At 58.0% G+C, this 17415-nt stretch carries 17 protein-coding genes and 1 riboswitch; of the genes, 10 read left to right on the forward strand and 7 right to left on the reverse strand.

The window, feature by feature from the left end:
- Nucleotides 1-37 precede the first annotated feature (37 nt).
- The 9 genes from D9K61_RS27370 to D9K61_RS00440 all read left to right on the forward strand — a co-directional run bounded on the left by D9K61_RS27370 (nt 38) and on the right by D9K61_RS00440 (nt 6984).
- A complete protein-coding gene (locus D9K61_RS27370) occupies nt 38-1018 on the forward strand; it encodes an ROK family protein (protein ID WP_254055641.1) in 981 nt (326 codons plus the stop codon).
- Between the two features lie 38 nt (nt 1019-1056).
- Nucleotides 1057-1983: a carbohydrate kinase gene (locus tag D9K61_RS00405; RefSeq protein ID WP_120631292.1), complete on the forward strand. Its 927-nt coding sequence runs from the start codon at nt 1057-1059 to the stop codon at nt 1981-1983.
- Nucleotides 1984-2001: 18 nt separating this feature from the next.
- Entirely contained in the window at nt 2002-2667 is a 666-nt protein-coding gene (locus D9K61_RS00410; protein ID WP_120631293.1) for a D-lyxose/D-mannose family sugar isomerase, read from the forward strand.
- Nucleotides 2668-2804: 137 nt separating this feature from the next.
- A complete protein-coding gene (locus D9K61_RS00415) occupies nt 2805-3026 on the forward strand; it encodes a hypothetical protein (RefSeq protein ID WP_120631294.1) in 222 nt (73 codons plus the stop codon).
- A complete protein-coding gene (locus D9K61_RS00420; RefSeq protein ID WP_120631295.1) occupies nt 3023-3526 on the forward strand; it encodes a hypothetical protein in 504 nt (167 codons plus the stop codon). Before D9K61_RS00415 ends, D9K61_RS00420 begins: the two co-directional genes overlap by 4 nt.
- A 45-nt stretch (nt 3527-3571) precedes the next feature.
- Nucleotides 3572-3781: riboswitch (cobalamin riboswitch) on the forward strand.
- 98 nt (nt 3782-3879) lie between these two features.
- Nucleotides 3880-4236, forward strand: a complete 357-nt coding sequence (locus tag D9K61_RS00425) for a DUF1636 domain-containing protein (protein WP_120631296.1) — start codon at nt 3880-3882, stop codon at nt 4234-4236.
- Complete coding sequence (locus D9K61_RS00430; protein WP_120631297.1) at nt 4233-5009, forward strand: ABC transporter ATP-binding protein; 777 nt, start codon at nt 4233-4235, stop codon at nt 5007-5009. The genes D9K61_RS00425 and D9K61_RS00430 overlap by 4 nt, the downstream gene beginning before the upstream one ends.
- A 12-nt stretch (nt 5010-5021) precedes the next feature.
- Nucleotides 5022-5972, forward strand: a complete 951-nt coding sequence (locus tag D9K61_RS00435; RefSeq protein ID WP_254055633.1) for an ABC transporter substrate-binding protein — start codon at nt 5022-5024, stop codon at nt 5970-5972.
- A gap of 1 nt (nt 5973) precedes the next feature.
- Complete coding sequence (locus D9K61_RS00440) at nt 5974-6984, forward strand: iron ABC transporter permease (protein WP_120631298.1); 1011 nt, start codon at nt 5974-5976, stop codon at nt 6982-6984.
- A 112-nt stretch (nt 6985-7096) separates the two neighbouring features.
- On the opposite strand, the gene nadC is transcribed toward D9K61_RS00440, so the two are convergent.
- The 7 genes from nadC to hutI form a co-directional block, all read right to left on the reverse strand.
- On the reverse strand, nt 7097-7945 hold the full coding sequence (gene nadC / locus D9K61_RS00445; protein WP_120631299.1) for a carboxylating nicotinate-nucleotide diphosphorylase: 849 nt from the start codon (nt 7943-7945) through the stop codon (nt 7097-7099).
- Entirely contained in the window at nt 7942-9510 is a 1569-nt protein-coding gene (locus D9K61_RS00450; RefSeq protein ID WP_120631300.1) for an L-aspartate oxidase, read from the reverse strand. The genes nadC and D9K61_RS00450 overlap by 4 nt, the downstream gene beginning before the upstream one ends.
- Nucleotides 9511-9516: 6 nt before the next feature.
- Entirely contained in the window at nt 9517-10566 is a 1050-nt protein-coding gene (nadA, locus tag D9K61_RS00455; protein WP_120631462.1) for a quinolinate synthase NadA, read from the reverse strand.
- A 175-nt stretch (nt 10567-10741) separates the two neighbouring features.
- The gene (gene hutU, locus D9K61_RS00460) at nt 10742-12424 is read right to left on the reverse strand and encodes a urocanate hydratase (RefSeq protein WP_120631301.1); all 1683 of its coding nucleotides are present in this window, start codon (nt 12422-12424) and stop codon (nt 10742-10744) included.
- Nucleotides 12421-13215, reverse strand: coding sequence for an N-formylglutamate deformylase (gene hutG, locus D9K61_RS00465; protein ID WP_120631302.1), 795 nt, complete (start codon nt 13213-13215; stop codon nt 12421-12423). Before hutG ends, hutU begins: the two co-directional genes overlap by 4 nt.
- Nucleotides 13212-14750 carry a histidine ammonia-lyase gene (gene hutH / locus D9K61_RS00470; protein ID WP_120631303.1) on the reverse strand — a complete coding sequence of 513 codons (1539 nt, stop codon included), beginning with the start codon at nt 14748-14750 and terminating at the stop codon, nt 13212-13214. Before hutH ends, hutG begins: the two co-directional genes overlap by 4 nt.
- Nucleotides 14747-15958, reverse strand: a complete 1212-nt coding sequence (hutI, locus tag D9K61_RS00475) for an imidazolonepropionase (RefSeq protein WP_120631304.1) — start codon at nt 15956-15958, stop codon at nt 14747-14749. The genes hutH and hutI overlap by 4 nt, the downstream gene beginning before the upstream one ends.
- Before the next feature lie 81 nt (nt 15959-16039).
- Here hutI and D9K61_RS00480 point away from each other — a divergent pair, with 81 nt between their 5' ends.
- Nucleotides 16040-17404, forward strand: a complete 1365-nt coding sequence (locus tag D9K61_RS00480) for a formimidoylglutamate deiminase (RefSeq protein WP_120631305.1) — start codon at nt 16040-16042, stop codon at nt 17402-17404.
- The last annotated feature ends 11 nt before the right edge of the window (nt 17405-17415 follow it).

Raw genomic sequence — 17415 nt, forward strand, 5'->3', positions numbered from 1 at the left:
TCGCGTTGCGTTGCCTTTGGCACAACCTGCTGGTTCCGTGCACGAACACTGGAATTTGGTTGCGGATATTGGGGGCACGAACACCCGACTGGGTGTTGTCTCAAACGGTCTGTTGACCGATCTTCGCAGACACCCCACTGGCACATTGCCGGATCTACTTGATGCTCTGCACAGTTTGCGCGACGAGATTGGGACTGACCCTCAGGCCGTTGTCGCCGCTGGCGCAGGTCCGGTCAAAAGCGGCACAATTCGACTGACCAACGCGAATCTGGATCTGTCTGAGGCGGAGTTGCACGACGCGACAGGCGCCAAACATACCTATGTGATCAATGACTTCACGGCAGCCGCATGGTCGGTGGCCGAAGTGACCAGCGCGGATGTCGCGGTCTTGCAAGGCGAAGCCACCCCGCCCGCCGGTACACGATTGGTTGTCGGGCCGGGGACCGGGCTTGGCGTTGGGGCGCTGCTTTATTCAGAGGGTCATTATCATACAGTGTCCGGCGAAGGCGGCCATGTCGGCCTGTCGCCGCGCCATCGCGAAGAAGTTGAGATTTTTGACGCAGCCCGTCGCATCGCGCCAAACAGCTTTTTTGGTGACAGTCTGGCACTGGAAGCCGAGATGTTCCTAAGCGGCACTGGGCTGCCAATCTTATACCAGGCTGCCGGTATGGCGGCAGGCCAATGCGATACGCCGCTCAGGTCTGCAAAGGATATTTTGCAGGATGCGCGCAGCGGCGCAGATGCCGTGGCAGCGCAAGCGGCCCAGATTTTCACAACTCATCTTGGTGCGTTGATGGGCGACATGGCTGTGACTTTAATGCCTACCGGCGGCGTATTTCTGGTCGGTGGCGTCGCAGAGAAAAACCGTTGGTTGTTTGGCGGCGCATTTCGCGATGCGTTCAATGGCGGCGGCCGTTTTAGTGATTTGCGCCAGTCGATGAACCTTTATGTGTCAGAACAGCCTGAATTTGGCATTGTTGGCGCTAACAACTTCTGCAAAAATGCGCTCATGCGGTAAGCTTGCCGCCTCACATGTATTCCAGAAGAGGACGCCGGATGATCCTGTGCTGCGGTGAAGCCCTGATCGACATGATCGCCGAACCAACGGTTTCGGGCGCAAGCGGTTTTGTTCCGCATTCGGGTGGGGCGATTTTCAATACGGCCATTGCGTTGGGACGGCTGGGTTCGCCGGTGGGAATGCTGACGGGCCTTTCTTCGGACATGTTCGGGCGACAGTTGGCGGGGGACTTGCAGGCCAGCCACGTGGATGCGTCGCATGTCATCAGCTCGGACCGCCCCACGACATTGGCCTTTGTCCAGTTGCGGGATGGGCAGGCCTCGTACAATTTTGTTGACGAAAACACCGCTGGTCGGATGCTGCAGGCCGAGGATATGCCTGACCAGCTTTCGTCTGTTTCCGCGCTATATTTCGGCGGTATCAGCCTGGCTTGCGAGCCCTGCGCCGACGCCTATGCCGCATTGTTGCATCGCCATGGAGCCGACCGTGCGGTTGTGCTGGACCCGAATATCCGACCCGGTTTCATCAAAGACCAGACCCGATATCGCACGCGTCTGAACCGCATGGTAGCGCAGGCCGATATGATCAAAGTATCCGACGAGGATTTGGACTGGATTATCCCAGGCCCCGAAAGCCATGCGGAAAAGGTTCCATTGTTGCTGCAGGCCGGTCCTGCAGTGGTCATTGTCACGCGGGGCAGCGAAGGGGCAACAGGTTATCTGGCGGATGGCACTGAAACCTCTGTTCCAGTGGAACCTGTACAGGTCGTGGACACAGTTGGTGCGGGCGATACGTTCAATGCGGGGGTTCTTGCTGAGCTACACCGCGCGGGCCACCTGACAAAATCCGGTTTACGCGGTCTGACGACCGATCCTTTGCGCGCAGCCCTTGTGTTGGGCACGAAGGTTGCCGGGGTAACCGTGTCCCGCGCCGGAGCAAACCCGCCCTGGGCGCACGAGCTTTGATCTGATGAGGAAAGCAATATGAAAAGATCCGACATCAACCGCATCAAAGCCGAGGCACAGAGCTTCATCCAGTCTTTTGGATTTGCCTTACCGCCGTTCGCCGACTGGTCCCCGGAACAAATGCGCAGCCCCAAGGCGGACAGCATCCGCGAACGCGGCTTGGGCTGGGATATCACCGACTATGGCCAAGGAAGGTTCGATGATCTCGGCCTATTCCTGTTCACCCTGCGCAACGGAGACGTTGGCGACCTAAGCCAGGGTCGTGGCATGCTGTATGCAGAAAAGCTGTTGATTTCCCGCGATAAACAACTGTCACCCATGCACCGTCATGTCATCAAGGCCGAGGACATCATCAATCGGGGTGGTGGTGATTTAGTCATGGAAATCCATGCATCAAACCCGGAAGGGGGCGTCGGTCGCGACAATCCCGTGACTGTCCCAAGCGATGGTTGCCCGGTGACCCTTCAGTCGGGGGAACTGTTGCGTTTGAAACCCGGCACTAGCGTGACGCTAATGCCGGGGATTTGGCATGCTTTCTGGGCTGAACGCGGCGATTGCCTGATCGGAGAGGTTTCTACCGTCAATGATGACCGCACCGACAATGTGTTCGAAGAACCGATCCCCCGCTTTGCAACGATCGAGGAAGATACTGATCCCGATTTCCTGCTAGTGGCCGACTACTGACCCAGCTCTGAAACCGGGTAGAATTGCGGACATAACTCCCCTGTTGTATTTTCTTACTATTTTTGTCAGATACCGTTTGACCCAGTCAGATCCCTCGGAATCACGCCCGGTCAAAGACCAGAGACCGAGAGACGATCATGACAAAAACACTCACCGACCTATTGGCCGCAGATGCTGTCGCCAGCCGCTACGGATGTGCGCTGAAACCAAAACTGCGGCAAGCAATCGAGGCTGACCTCGGTTTCCCTGCCCGCGCAGCATCGCCGCGGCCGGAAGCCCCAATTGCCGAATGCGATCTGCCCGAAAACGTTCAAAGCCTGTCCAGCCACTCGGCAAAGACGGAAAGGCGGCGCGCATGAGCTTTTTCGCTTCCGGACAAAACGACGCGCGGGCACCACATGCATTGGACGAGTTCGATGATTTCGAACGGGGTCTTCTGCCCGTCATGCGGCATTTCATCCTCAGTTTTACCACGCCCACAACCCAAGCCTGGCAACATGCATATTCAGTCGCAATCGAGAAATGGGGTCAGGATCAGGGACTAAATCTTGCGCATCTTGTTTTCAAAGTCATCAAGGCCACCTTGCATTGCCGCGCTGATGGGTTGGCTTTCAATGATCCTTTGAGCGTGGAGGACCGGTTGGAAATCACCTGTGATGAAAGGGCGTTGCTGAAAATGCTGCATCACATGCGACGCGATGAAACACCCGCTGCGCGAGACGCGGTTGGTCAGGTTACCGGGGGGTATCCCGATGCGCATCTGGTTCAGGCCGGGTTGACGTTGGCCAGTCGGTTCCCCACCAGCGGCGAATGCCAAGGTCAACCGTCACGACGCCCCGTTCTACGCGTGGTTCAGTGATGCAGCGTTGGCAATGATCTGACGCTTGACAATCAATACGACACCAGACTAGCTGACCGGGATGGTTCCCTGAGGATTTCCTTGGGGATGAAAATGGGAATACGGTGCGGCCCCAACATTCAGGCCAATTCCGTGACTGCCCCCGCAACTGTAGGCGGTGAGCGACGCCAAATCACCACTGGCCCTAAGGGTCGGGAAGGTTGGCCAAGCGACGACCCGCAAGTCAGGAGACCTGCCATCAGATGTTCAACTAACCCAGGGCGGGGCGTCCTGACAGGAGGCTAAGATGGCGCGTATGCGTGTTCACAAGACTGGCACTTTCTGTCCACATCTCCTGAGTGGCGGGGACTGCTATGTCCGCTTCTCCTGAACACTACGTTCTAATCTGTTCAACCTGCCAGGGACCAATTGCAGCTGAAACAGCGCAAAAGGTGCTGGGTGAACAGTTGCCACCCGGGTTTGCGACTCGGCTGATCGCGTGCATGGCAGGGTGCGAACGCCCCATGACCGTTGGTCTGCAGGCAAGGCACAAAGCCCAGTACCTTTTCGGCGACATCACAAGCCTTAAAGATCTGACCGCTGTGGTCGAATTTGCCCATCAGTATCTCGACAGTGAGGACGGTTGGACCAGTGCATCCGAGCGGCCGCCTGCCCTGCTCACCAAGACGTTGTCGCGCTTGCCATGCTTACCTGCAAAGAGCGTGTCATGAGCTTTTTGACCGCCGAAGGCCTGGAATATTATGCATTGAATGGCGACGTTCTGCTTCAGGATGTGTCTTTCAGTCTGGACGAGGGCGCGGTTCTGGCCATCGCCGGACCAAACGGCGCCGGGAAAACCACGCTGTTGAACTTGTTGTGCGGGGTTGAACGACTTTCCCTCGGGGACGTCCGTATCCGCAACCAAAGCCTGCGTGGCTTGTCAGCTCAGCAAAGGGCGCGAACCATCGCTGTGGTCGGCCAACAGGAATTGCCAGACCGCCGCCTGCGGTTGCGAGACTATGTGGCGCTGGGGCAAATACCCATTCAGGCCGACCGGTCCGCCGCTGATCACAAAGCAGATCTTGACCGCGTGCTGGCGATCACCGAATTGACCCACCTCGCAGGGAAATCAATGCGGATGCTGTCAGGTGGCGAGCGACAGCGCGCCCATATCGCGCGTGCCTTGGCCCAAAACCCATCGTTGCTGTTTCTGGATGAGCCAACCAATCATCTGGATCCGGATGCCAAGGGGCATATGCTCTCGTTGGTCGCCAATCTGGGTGTGACAGTGGTCATGATTGTCCACGACCTGGTCATGATCCCGGAATTTGCCACCCATGTTGCGCTGATGAAAACCACTCGCCTGACTGGGTTCGGTCCAGTCAGTGATGTGCTGACCTCGGAGCGCGTCCGCGACACCTTTGGTGTGGACTATTTGTGCTTTCAGCATGAAGGCCGCGTGATCCCGGCACTCGACATTCGAAAACGAAAACTGCCATCATAACAGGAGCCTATCATGATGCAGAAACTCTGGCCTGTGGCGCTGATCGCTGGCCTGACCAACGGCGCTGCCGCGCACGAAGTTACCGTAGACAACTGCGGTGAGCCGTTGGTGTTTGACACAATGCCCGAGCGGTTGATCGTGCACGACATGAATATGACCGACATGGCCTTTGCGCTGGGTCTGCAAGACAAGATCGTCGGTTTGACCGGGATCACCGGCTGGTACAAAACCAGCCCAGATTTTGACGCGCTGCGTGGCGATATCCCGGAACTTGCTCCGAAATATCCCACCATAGAAAACTTGGTGGCAGTCGAGCCGGACCTGTTTTTTGCCGGTTGGTACTATGGCATGAAACCCGGCGGCGACGTGACACCGGACACGTTATCGCCTTTCGGCATCAAGACCATGATCCTGACCGAAAGCTGCGTCCATTTGGACAACGACCGCCCCAAGGCCAGCATGAACCTTCTGTTTGATGACGTTCTGCGTCTCGGCAAGGTCATGCATGTCGAGGACAAGGCCGAAGCACTGGTCACCGGCTGGAAGGATCAGCTGTCTGCCATCCAAGCACAAACCGCCAATCTGGAGAAACCCCGTGTTTTTCTTCTGGACGGCCCGGCCGACGCGCCCTTTACCGCTGGCAAGTTTGCTATTCCCGACGCAATGATCGCTGCTGCTGGGGGTGAAAACGTCACTCATGATCTTGACACCAGCTGGGGCCGCACTTCATGGGAAGCTGTTGCCGCATCAAATCCTGAGTTTCTGGTTTTGTTGGACTACCAGACCGGCAACGGTGCCGCGGACACGTTCAAATTTCTTCAGGACCATCCGGTGATGTCTCAAACCGACGCGGTCAAGAATGAACGCTGGATCGGGTTGCAATACGAAGAATTGACGCCCGGGCCGGCAAATATCGAAGCGATCGAGAAAATGGCACGGGCGATGCACCCGGTAATAAACTGACATGGGCCAAACGGGCCGCATTGTTGGACTGGGGGCGGTCGTACTGATCGCCCTTTTGCTGTTGTCCACGATCTACGGCACGACGCCGATCCCGGTTTCGGACGTATTAGCGGCCATCGGATTGGGGACCGGCCTGACCGAAGGTGAAATGTCGCCCTTGCATCGAATTGTATTCGACCTGCGCCTGCCGCGCGCCCTGTTTGCGGCGGTCATCGGCGCAGGCTTAGGCGTTGTCGGTGTGGTGTTGCAAACCACGACCCGCAATGATCTGGCGGACCCGTTCCTTTTTGGACTGTCCTCTGGCGCGGCGGCAGGGGCTGTTTTGGTCATAACGGTAACAGGCGATGTGCTGGGCATCTGGACCCTGCCTCTCGCTGCGTTCTGCGGTGGTTTGATTGCATCTGCTATCGTACTGGCACTGGTTCAAGGTCTGCGCACCAGTGCACCCGAAAAGCTGATTTTGGCTGGTCTGGCCGTTTCGTTCCTGTTTTCGGCAATCACAAATTACCTGATCTTTGCAGGCGACAGCCGCGCCGCCCATTCGGTGATTTTCTGGATGCTTGGTGGACTCGGTCTGGCCCGCTGGGAGACATTTCCGCTTGTACTGATCGGATTCGGGTTAATCCTTGGCTACGCATTGTACCGCAGCCGGTGGCTGGATGCGTTGCTGACCGGGGATTTTACGGCCGCCACGCTAGGTATTCCGGTTCAGGGTCTGCGGTTTCGAATGTTCTTCGTTGCAGCTCTGGCAACAGCGAGTTTTGTCTCGGTTGCCGGGGTCATCGGGTTCGTTGGTCTCATGGTGCCCCATATCGCCCGTGGAATCGCAGGAACTCTGCACCGTAACCTTCTGATTGCATCCGCAATCGTGGGGGCAATCCTGCTTACTCTGTCCGATATCCTGTCTCGCCTTTTGCTGGCCCCACAGGAACTGCCGGTGGGGATCGTGACAACATCCATTGGGTCGCTGTTTGTGTTCTTGTACCTGTTCAAATCAGCCCGCACCGATTGAAGACTTCGGGTGTGAACCCTGAGTAAACAAAGCTGGTCGCGAAGAACGGCTGGCCGGTAACCGGCCGATATCGGGTCGGGAAAACGCCGCCAAAAATACGGTTTCGCGGCTCTCAGAGATCCAGGCCCAGATCAACGGTTCGGACAGAGTGGGTCAGCGCACCCGACGAGATATAGTCCACCCCAGTTGCGGCAATGGATGCGATCCGGTCGAGTGTCACATTACCGCTTGCTTCGGTCCTGATACGTCCATCGACCAAGGAAACAGCTTCGCGCAGCGTGTCATTGTCCATGTTGTCCAGCAATACCACCGAAGCGCCGCCCACTTCGAGAACCTCTGTCAGCTGGTCCAGGCGATCCACCTCAATCTCGACCGCCATCATGTGACTTGCTTGCGCCTTTGCAGCATCCAGTACCTGACGAATCCCACCAGCTGCAGCGATGTGGTTGTCCTTTATCAAAATCGCATCGGATAGCGAGTAGCGATGATTGAAACCGCCACCGTGCAGCACGGCCAACTTTTCGACCATCCGAAGCCCCGGCGTTGTCTTGCGGGTGCAGGTCACGCGGGTTTTGGTGCCCTTGGTTTGCGCCACAAATGCCGCTGTCTGTGTTGCAATCCCGGTCAGGCGACCTGCGAAGTTCAAAGCGACCCGCTCACCCGACAAAATAGACGCGGCAGATCCCGAGATGGTCATCAGCGTATCGTCCTTAGTGCACGCTGCCCCATCCTGTGTGTGAGAGGTGACTTCAAGCGTGGGGTCAACCAACCGAAACGCAATGGCCGCCACTTGCAGTCCGGACACAACCGCATCTTCGCGGGCGTTTAAACGTGCTTCGTAGGTTAAACCTTCCGGAATAACGGTACGAGTTGTGACATCGCCGTAACTGCCAAGATCTTCCATCAAAGCGGCCCGGATCATCGGCTCGAGGACAAGATCGGGCAGTGTTGCAAAACTCATGTCGGCTCCTTGCAGACTTTGGTCCGAATGGCGATCGCGTCGGACAGGTACATCCGGGACCGTTTGCCAGGCCCTTCGGCCGCCTCCGGGAAATCCGATCGTTCGTGGGCGCCGCGGCTTTCTTCGCGACCCAAAGCACCTGCCGCAATCAAGGTTGCAGTGGCGCACATGTTGCGGAATTGTTGACACTCGCCGTGTTCCGCCTCAAGCGCTTCGATTGCTTGCAGCGCCTGCGTTAACCCTGCGCGGTCTCGCACCACCCCAACATTTTGCGTCATGGTTTGGCGCAGATCCTCAACCGCTTTGGTCGTATTGCGCAATTTACCAGCGGCAAAATGAATTTCGATTGAATCTGCTTCTGCAACAGGCGATAATGCCTCCGCTATACCGTCAGCACAGATGCGGGCGTAGACCAACGCTTCCAACAAACCGTTCGACGCCAATCTGTTTGCCCCGTGCAATCCCGTTGATGAGGCCTCGCCACACACCCACAACCTGCCAAGACTGGCCCGGCCTTCAGTGTCGGTCGCTATCCCACCCATGTGGTAATGCGCAGCCGGCGCAACAGGGATCGGGTCTTTCGCCGGATCGATGTTATTGCGAGCACAGTATTTGGCCACGGACGGGAACAGATCTTTGACCCGATTGCCCAATGCCGCGCGTGTGTCCAACATAGGCCGGTTCCCGGCCTGAACCTCCGCAAAGATAGCACGGGCCACAACGTCACGTGGGGCAAGTTCTGCGTCCGGGTGAACGGTCGACATAAAACGCGCACCGTGTTTGTTGATCAAAACAGCACCCTCGCCGCGCAGGGCTTCGGTCGCCAAGGGCGCAGGGTCTTCGCCTACATCCATCGCAGTGGGGTGGAATTGGACAAATTCAGCATCCGCGATCAACGCCCCAGCCCGTGCCGCCATGCCAATCACCTGCCCGCGAATGCGCGGCGGGTTGGTTGTTAATGCGTACAAACCACCGGATCCGCCACCCGCTAACAAGACTGCCGGGGCACGCAATGTCACGGTCTGCGAACCCATTTCCGAGGCTTCTTGAACCAAGACCCCCGTGACCTGCCCGTTCGTTACGTCCAGCCCAACGGCAATTGTGCCTTCGAGAACCTGAATCGACGGCGCTTCCCGCACACGTTCAATCAGGGCAGCCATGATCTCACTACCGGCCTGATCGCCCTTGACCCGCACCACTCGGGCGAAACTGTGAGCAGCCTCGCGCGACAGGACATATCCGCCATCTTTCGAGCGATCGAAAGGTGTGCCCAGCGTCGTCAGATCGAGAATGTAGTCACGCGCTTCGCGGGTCACCAGCTCTGCGACGTCGGGCACAACGGTCCCTGCCCCGGCTTTCACCGTATCTTCTGCATGGCTTTCCGGGCTGTCGGCACGGTCCATCGCAGCGGCCACGCCACCTTGGGCCCACGCGGAACTTGCCCCTTCGCCCAACGGATCAGGTGAGATCACAACCACCGGCCGTGGCGCCAGCTTCAATGCAGCATAGAGCGCACCAAGCCCGGCACCTACGATAACAACCCGGTCCGTCGTAATGTCGGTCATAACCGATCAGAGACCCAGTTTGCGCGACAGATCAATCATCGCCTGCACCGACTTGCGCGCCTTTGCGGCGACGTCTTCGTCGACCTCAACCTGGCCCTCCATCGTGTGCAAAACGTACAGGATCTTTTCAAGCGTGATTTTCTTCATGTAGGGGCACATGTTGCAGGGGCCGACAAATTCGACTTCGGGCAGCTCATCCGCGATGTTTGATGCCATCGAGCATTCGGTGATCAGCATCGCGCGCTCGGGCTTTTTGTCGTGGACGTATTTGATGATGCCACTCGTCGATCCCGAGAAATCGGCCTCGGCCACAACATCGGGTGTGCACTCGGGATGGGCAATCAGCTGCGTGCCCGGGTTCCATTCACGAAAATCGCGCAGGTCTTTTGCCGTGTATTGTTCATGAACGATGCAAGAGCCCGGCCAATAGACAACATTCTTGTGGCTTTCATTGGCAACGTTTTGCGCCAGATACTGATCCGGCGTCATGATGACTGTATCGCTGTCCATCGCGTTCACGATCTGAACCGCGTTGGACGAGGTGCAACAAATGTCCGAGGCCGCTTTGACCTCGGCCGTGGTATTCACATACGAAACGACCGGCGCGCCTGGGTATTTGGCACGCATTTCTTCAACGCCTTCTGCCGTGATCGATTCTGCGAGCGAGCAGCCAGCGTCCATGTCCGGCATCAGTACGGTCTTTTGCGGGCTCAGGATTTTCGACGTCTCGGCCATGAAATGTACGCCGGCCTGTACGATTACGTCCTCTTTGACGTCGCTGGCCTTCATGGCCAGTTGCAAGCTGTCACCACCAAAATCCGATACACCGTGGAAGATCTCGGGTGTCATGTAATTATGCCCAAGGATCACCGCGTTACGCTCTTTCTTCAACGCATTGATTGCACGGACATACGGCGCATAGATCGCCCAATCTGGCGGGCTGATCACCCGGTCCATACGCGCATAGATATCCTGCATCTCGTTGGCCAGCGTGGCCGAAGGGGCAAGGTCATAAACGTCCGACAGAACGGACCGAACATGTGTAATATCGAGCAACGGACGAGCCACCTTTTCAGTTGTCGTGTGCCTGGCGGGCTACCTAAAAACATAGGGGTATCCGATAGAATCTAAATTCGAAACCGGAAATGTCGACGTTAGCGCTAAGCCACGCCGACAAATCCATAGATGGCAGGAAACGGCCGGAGTACATCAGACATTCCGGCCGTTTTGGTTACCCAAGGATACCGGGCAGGCGCAAGCCATGCGCGCGAGCACAGTCTTTGGCGATGTCGTAGCCTGCGTCCGCATGGCGCCAAACCCCTGAGGCGGGATCGTTCCACAAAACTCGCTCCAACCGCTTGGCGGCGGCGTCGGTTCCGTCGGCACAGATCACCACGCCCGCATGCTGGCTGAACCCCATGCCAACACCGCCGCCATGATGCAGCGACACCCAGGTTGCCCCAGAGGCTGTATTGACCAACGCGTTCAGCAGCGGCCAGTCGGAAACAGCATCTGAGCCATCCTTCATCGCCTCAGTCTCGCGATTGGGCGAGGCGACCGAGCCGCTGTCCAGATGGTCCCGTCCAATGACCACGGGGGCTTTCAACTCGCCCGTGCGGACCATTTCGTTGAATGCCAGCCCAGCCTTGTGGCGGTCACCCAATCCGATCCAGCAGATCCGCGCGGGCAGACCCTGAAACGCGATACGGTCCCGCGCCATGTCCAGCCAGTTATGCAGATGGGTGTTCTCGGGGAACAGCTCTTTCATTTTAGCGTCAGTCTTGTAGATATCCTCGGGATCGCCCGAAAGGGCGCACCAACGGAACGGTCCTATACCTTTACAAAACAGCGGGCGGATATAAGCAGGCACAAAGCCGGGGAACGCAAAGGCGTTTTCTAACCCTTCGTCCTGCGCCACCTGCCGGATGTTGTTGCCGTAATCCAGTGTCGGCACCTCTGCGTTCCAGAAATCGACCATTGCGGCGACGTGCTGTTTCATCGACGCGCGCGCAGCCTTTTCGACAGCCTTGGGATCACTTTCACGCTTGTCTTTCCACTGCGCCATGGTCCAACCCAACGGAAGATACCCGTTCACCGGGTCATGGGCTGAGGTTTGGTCGGTGACAATATCGGGCCGCATCCCGCCCGCCTGCATCCGGTTGTAGATTTCAGGGAAGATTTCAGCTGCGTTGCCCAGCAGGCCCACCGACTTCGCCTCGCCCGCCTTGGTCCAGCGGTCAATCATCTCAAGCGCTTCGTCGAGCGTTTCAGCCTTTTCATCAAGGTATTTGGTGCGCAAACGGAAATCGATACTGTCAGGATTGCACTCGACGGCCAAACAGCAGGCCCCGGCGAAGACAGCGGCCAGTGGTTGCGCACCGCCCATGCCGCCCAATCCGCCGGTCAGGATCCATTTGCCAGTCAAGTCTCCGTCATAATGCTGGCGCCCGGCTTCGGCAAACGTCTCATAAGTGCCCTGCACAATGCCCTGCGTACCGATATAGATCCATGATCCGGCCGTCATTTGGCCGTACATCATCAGGCCCTTCTTATCGAGCTCACTGAAATGGTCCCAATTGGCCCAATACGGCACAAGGTTGGAATTCGCAATCAGCACCCGGGGCGCGTCTGCGTGGGTTCGGACAATGGCGACAGGTTTACCTGACTGAACCACCAGTGTTTCGTCGTCTTCCAACTCTTTCAGACTGGCGACAATCGTATCAAAGTCATTCCATGTCCGAGCAGCACGACCGATACCGCCGTAAACCACCAACTCGTGCGGGTTCTCGGCCACATCGGGATGCAGGTTGTTCATCAGCATCCGCAACGGCGCTTCGGTCATCCAGCTTTTGGCATTCAGCTCTGGTCCAGTCGGCGGATAAACGTCACGGGTGTTTTTACGAGGATCGGTCATGGGGCAAGCTCCAATGCTGTATCTTGGATGGCGTCCAGAATGTCGGTGAGCCAACGGCGCAGGCGGGCGGCTTTGGTGGGGTCACAGGTCCAGGGCGGGGCTTCTGCGATCAGATAGCTGGATTGGGCCAGCTCCATCTGAATGGCGTGTATGCCCTCGAACGGGCGGCCATAGTGCCGTGTGGTCCAGCCGCCTCGGAAACGCCCGTTCAAGACCGTGCTGTAGGGCGATGAGGCGGCAAACTCATAGGCGATGGCCTCGATGTCCGGCGCACAAGTGGCGCCCCCATCCGTGCCGATGTTCATGTCGGGCAGTGTTCCATCAAAAAGGAACGGAATATGGCTGCGGATCGAATGACAATCATAAAGCACCGCAATCCCATGGATCGCTTTCACACGCTCCAGCTCTGCTTCAAGTGCTGCGTGATACGGGCTGTGGAACGCATCGCGCCGTTCTGAAATGTCCTTTACTGTCGGAGGACGATCCCAGATGTCCCGCCCGTCAAAATCAGTCAAAGGCACCAATGTTGTCGTGTTTTTCCCTGGATAAAGCGACACGCCCGAAGGGTCCCGATTGGCGTCGATCACATAGCGATGGAAGGTGGCCCTTACCATCGTCGCATCTGGCAACAACCCGTCATAGAGGCTGTGAATATGCCAATCTGTATCCGCCAGCTCTTTGCCGCGGGCGTTCAGGCTGGCCTCGATCGCGGGCGGCACATAACTTCCGGTGTGCGGCAGGCCCAGAATCACCGGGCCGGAGCCCTGCCTGATTTCCACAGCATCCGTCATTCGCCAAGATCCGGCATCGAGATCCCTGTGCCATGGGCAATCTCGCCGCTGGCAATCAGGGCTGAGGCCGCCTCGATATCTGGGGCGACATAGCGGTCATCGCCCAGAACTGGCACAACCGCGCGCAGGCGGGCCATGACGCCTTGCAGCGCTTCGCTAGTCGGAAGTGGCGCGCGAAACTCGACCCCTTGTGTGGCGCAAAGCAGCTCGACCCCCAGGATGCGTTCCAGGTTGGTCACCATCTGCCCCAACCGACGTGCACCGTGGGCGGCCATGGACACATGGTCCTCCTGGTTAGCCGAAGTTGGCGTACTGTCGGTGACGCAGGGATTGGCCAGATGCTTGTTCTCGCTCATAAGTGCGGCGGTGGTCACCTCGGCGATCATATAGCCTGAATTCAACCCGGGGTTGGGGGTCAGGAAAGGCGGCAGATCAAAGCTCAGCACCGGATCAACGATCAGGGCAATGCGCCGCTGCGCAATAGCGCCGATTTCTGCCAAGGCCAGCGCGATCATGTCAGCAGCAAAACCCACCGGCTCGGCGTGGAAGTTCCCACCGGATACGATCAGCCCCGCTTCGGACAGAACCAGAGGGTTATCCGTGGCCGCGTTGGCCTCAATCTCAAGCGTTGTTGCCGCCTGACGCAATACATCCATCGCTGCACCGACGACCTGCGGCTGGCAGCGAATGCAATAGGGGTCCTGCACGCGTGTATCGCCGTCACGGTGGCTTTCACGGATGACCGATCCAGCCAGAAGTGCCCGCATGGTTGCCCCGGCTTCGATCTGGCCGCGATGGCCGCGCAGGCTGTGAATTTCGGGCTGCAGCGGAGCGGTTGATCCCATAATCGCATCGGTGGTCAGAGCTGAGGTGACCAGAGCGCTTTGGGCCGCTTGCCAAGCCCCAAACAGGCCAGCCAGTGCAAACGCAGTAGAGAATTGCGTGCCATTGATCAGCGCCAGCCCTTCTTTTGGCCCCAGTTCAACCGGCTTCAAACCAGCTGCCGCCATGGCCGCATCGCCAGGCATTACGGTACCTTCATACTCGGCCTGCCCGGCGCCCATCATGACGGCAGCCATATGGGAAAGAGGCGCGAGATCACCCGACGCCCCAACCGAGCCCTGCGCCGGGATCACCGGTGTCACGCCTTTGGCAAGCATTGCCTCCAGAAGGTCGATCAGTTCCAAACGCACCCCTGATGCACCTCGCCCGAGGCTGAGCAGCTTCAGCACCATCATCAACCGCGCATGCGCACGCGGGATCGCAGGACCCACACCACAGCAATGGCTGAGGATCAGGTTGCGCTGCAGGGTTGCCGTATCCTCGGGCGCAATCTTGACGCTGGCCAGTTTGCCAAAACCGGTATTGACGCCATAAACCGCCTCGTCTCCGGCTGCGGCCGAGGCAATGCGTTGATGTGCGGTCTCAATCGCCGGACGGCAGGACGTATCCAAACGCACAGCACATTCTTTTCGGAACACCTGTTCAAGCTGCTGCAAAGAGACAGAGCCGGGGATCAGCGTCAGAGTGGTCACAGATTACCTCCGGAAATACGGGTATGAAGCGGATTAAAGCCAATGCGATACGACAGTTCGGCCGGATGGGTCACGTTCCAGACCGCCAGGTCGGCGCGCATGCCAGGGACGATCTGGCCACAATCTGTCAAGCCCAACGCGCTTGCCGCGTGGATTGTTACGCCCTGCATCGCTTCTTCTGGCGTCAGGCGAAAAAGGGTGCATCCCATGTTCATGGTCAAAAGCAACGAGGACATCGGAGCCGACCCCGGGTTACAATCCGTTGCTAACGCCATTGGCACGCCTGCTGCACGCAGCAGATCAATTGGCGGTGCCTGAGTTTCGCGCAACGTATAGAAAGCACCTGGAAGGATCACGGCAACCGTGCCCGCCTTGGCCATGGCGTCAACACCGTCCTGATCAAGATATTCGATGTGATCTGCCGACAATGCGCCATAGCGCGCCGCCAGTTTCGCGCCACCCAGGTTTGACAGTTGTTCGGCGTGCAGCTTGACAGGCAGTCCAAGTTCTTCTGCTACATCAAACAACGGCACCAATTGCGCTGGCGAAAACGCAATGCCTTCGCAAAATGCATCAACCGCATCGATCAGCCCCTGCGCATGAGCTTCCCTTAGCGTGGTGATGCACACCTCATCGATATACGCCTCGGCCCGGCCTTTGAATTCGTCCGGCACAGCATGCGCACCAAGAAAACTGGTCACGACGCGGATGGGACGATGGTTCGGCAAAGCGCGCGCAGCGCGCAGCATGTTCAGCTCGGTGTCCCGGTCCAGACCATAGCCGGATTTGATCTCAATCACCGAAACACCTTCGGCCAGCATCGCATCAACGCGCGGCAGGGCCTGCGCGATCAGGTCGTCCACACTGGCGTCGCGCGTGGCCTTCACGGTCGAGATGATCCCGCCGCCGGCGCGCGCAACCTCTTCATAACTGGCTCCGTTCAGGCGCATCTCGAACTCAACAGCACGATGGCCGCCATGGATCACGTGTGTGTGGCAGTCGATCAACGCCGGTGTCACCAAGCGCCCTTCAAGCGCGGTTCGGGGCAGCCCCGCATATTTGTCCGGCAGGGTTTCTTGGGAGCCCACCCAGACGACACGCTCGCCCTCGACCGCAATTGCAGCGCGCTCGATCAACCCGTAGGGCACCGACCCTTCGACCATCGTCGCGGCGTTCAGATCCGAAAAAACCCGACCTTGCGTCTGCATCCGACTCACGGCTCCTTTGCAATTCTCTCTTTTCTAGTACAAATCATTATGTAATATGTCTATGCATAAAATGAGGTCAAAATGTCTGCCATCTTTGCAAAGCACGCCCTGCTGGACACGGGCTGGGTGACCAACCTACGGCTGGAGATTGAGTCCGGGCAGATTTCGTCCCTGCAAGAAGACAGCGTGGCACGAACCGGCGATACCACGGTGGACACGTTGCTCCCGGCGATGGCCAACCTGCATAGCCACGCCTTTCAACGGGCAATGGCCGGGATGACGGAACATCGCATGGCCGGGCGCGACAGTTTCTGGACCTGGCGAGAGTTGATGTATCGGTTCACCGCCCAACTGAACCCGGATCAGATTCAGGCGATTGCGGCACTGGTCTACATGGAAATGCAAGAGGCGGGTTTTGCATCGGCCGGAGAGTTTCACTACCTCCACCACCAACCCAACGGCACACCCTATGACCGATTGGGAGAGTTGTCGGACCGCATCATGGCTGCCGCAGCCGAGACCGGGATTGGCCTGACCCATTTGCCGGTTCTTTACACCTATTCAGGTGTTGGCGAGAAACCATTGGAAGTTGGCCAGAAACGCTTTGGCAATGATGTCAGCCGCTTTTGTGCGTTGGTCGAGCAAGCCAAAGATGCTCTCTCATCCTTGCCCACGGATTGCCGGGTCGGGATCGCACCCCACTCCTTACGCGCCACTTCACCGCGCGATCTTGCCGCTGTTCTACAGACCCATTCAGTGGGGCCCGTCCATATCCATATTGCCGAACAACCCAAGGAAGTTGAGGAGATCGAAGCTGGCCTCGGCGCGCGCCCTGTCGAATGGCTGTTGAACAATGCCCCCGTCAATACGCAGTGGTGTCTTATCCACGCCACCCACATGACCGAGAGTGAAACCCAAGACTTGGCCGCCAGTGGTGCGGTGGCTGGTTTGTGTCCGATCACCGAAGCAAACCTTGGGGACGGCCCCTTTAATGGTGCAAGCTATATTCAGTCGGGCGGCGCGTTTGGTATTGGGTCTGATTCAAATGTCTTGATCTCATTGACTGAAGAATTGCGCACGCTCGAGTATTCGCAACGGTTGCGGGATCTGTCGCGAAACGTGCTGGTACGCGGCGAAGGATCTGTTGGGCACTCGGTCTATTGCGCCGCCGCTACTGGCGGCGCACAGGCATTGGGCCGGTCTGCAGGGCAGATCGCCGAAGGCATGCTGGCTGATTTGGTGGCCCTCGACAGCCAGGATCAAGCCCTGTGTTGCCTGAAGCCGGAACAACTTCTGGATGGCTTAGTCTTTGCCGCAAAGGATCATGTGGTAACGGATCTATGGTCGGCTGGTCGCCATCGCGTCAAACAGGGTCGCCATGTTGACCGCGATCGGATCGTTACCCGATACAGGGCAGCGATGACCAATCTGATGGCCAATCTATAGATGGGGCAATC

Source organism: Ruegeria sp. EL01, assembly GCF_900313035.1.
Taxonomy (GTDB): Bacteria; Pseudomonadota; Alphaproteobacteria; order Rhodobacterales; family Rhodobacteraceae; genus Ruegeria.